This is a genomic window from Paenibacillus sp. 01T443 (genome assembly GCF_056398325.1).
In genome coordinates this window covers 1-1,409 of sequence record NZ_JBFTPE010000066.1, presented here as the reverse complement: position 1 = coordinate 1,409, position 1,409 = coordinate 1, and the positions used below count along the sequence as shown (strand labels likewise).

At 46.4% G+C, this 1,409-nt stretch carries 1 protein-coding gene; it reads right to left on the bottom strand.

Annotated elements, in window-relative coordinates:
- Nucleotides 1–74: 74 nt before the first annotated feature.
- Nucleotides 75–1,343 carry an IS110 family RNA-guided transposase gene (locus AC1DLI_RS34260; RefSeq protein ID WP_477610190.1) on the bottom strand — a complete coding sequence of 423 codons (1,269 nt, stop codon included), beginning with the start codon at nucleotides 1,341–1,343 and terminating at the stop codon, nucleotides 75–77.
- Nucleotides 1,344–1,409: the final 66 nt, after the last annotated feature.

Below are 1,409 nucleotides of genomic sequence, written 5' to 3'. Positions count from 1 at the left end.
GCGTAACATCTCCCGATACTCCGTGCTTCTTTTGTCATCCTGCGAATGCTTGAGCTGGTAAGGATCGTCTGATCTTATGCTGCAAGTGGGGGGAATACTTTGGTTGAATCGTAAGCCTCGCAGCTTTTTGCCAGTCCGACTAGCAGACGCGCTACTTTACTGCATAATTTCATGATGGATTTCATCTTCTTCAGCTTCTTTTCCTCTACATTGTGACGATGTGATGCCCGAACTTCCGGGTTTGTCATAACCATACACATCGTCATGAGATAGAGGAAATGTCGCAAACGTGGACGGCCTCGTTTGCTGAGCATCATCTTTCCTCGCCATTTCCCAGAACTTGCCTCAGCTAGATTGAGCCCTGCATGCCGCAACAGAGCATTTCCTTGCGTGTAGCCGCTAAGATCACCGGCCTCACCGAGTACACCAGCTAAGCTTGTTGCATTGACCCCACGTATTTCAAGCAGCTTCTGTGCGTAAGGAATGCGTTTAAGAATGAGATGGAGCTCATTCTCTATCTGTTCAAGCTGGCGCTGGGCCAAGTCATATTCTTCGAGCAATTGCCCAAGATGAAGCTTGTAAGCRTGGAGCGCCTGGGTAGTACCAACACTGGATTTTGCAAGTGAAATGAGCAACTCAGCGCGTTTTACTCCAGCATGACGTTTCACGTATTGCTTCCAACCCTCAATGACCTGTGCCTTATTTAACCGACTGATCTCTCTTGGAAAAGGGAAGAGTCTTAATGTTGCRATTGCACTGGTGCAAGTCAAGATTTTAAAGACCTGTCGGAGCTCAGGAAAGACAATGTCTACCCAGCGGTGAATTTGATTAACCGCACTGTTGAGACGTTTGGTAACCGTTTCTCGGTTTGCCATGAGAATACGTAGTTCCTCGTATGCTTCGGGGTGAAAACGAACWGGGGAATAGTACCCGTTTTTGATCATATCTGCTATAACAAGAGCATCYTTATGATCGCTTTTGGACGGTGTATTATCTCGGTTTTCCTTATTCTTTTTTACGAGGTGAGGATTAACCAGAACGGCCTCAATTCCTTGATCGACAAGCCAACGTGCAAGGCTGAACCAGTAGTGCCCAGTAGGTTCCATGCCAACGATGACCTTGCTAAGATTGTGTGTATTGAGTAAGTCCTGAATCCAACGATCGAATCTTTTAAAACCTTCATGATGATTGCCAAACTCGAGTGGAGTTCCCAGAGCAATACCTCGAAAACTGACGGCTCGAGCTACATGTACTTCTTGGGCGATATCTACGCCGATGACAAGGTGATGAACGGTAATGTTTTCAATGAGTTGATTTTGCTTGTCTTGTGCCTTAAACTTCATAGTAGAGCGACCTCCTGATGGGTTTTTTGAGGCAATTGACCTCGTGCGTAACCCCATCGTACAACA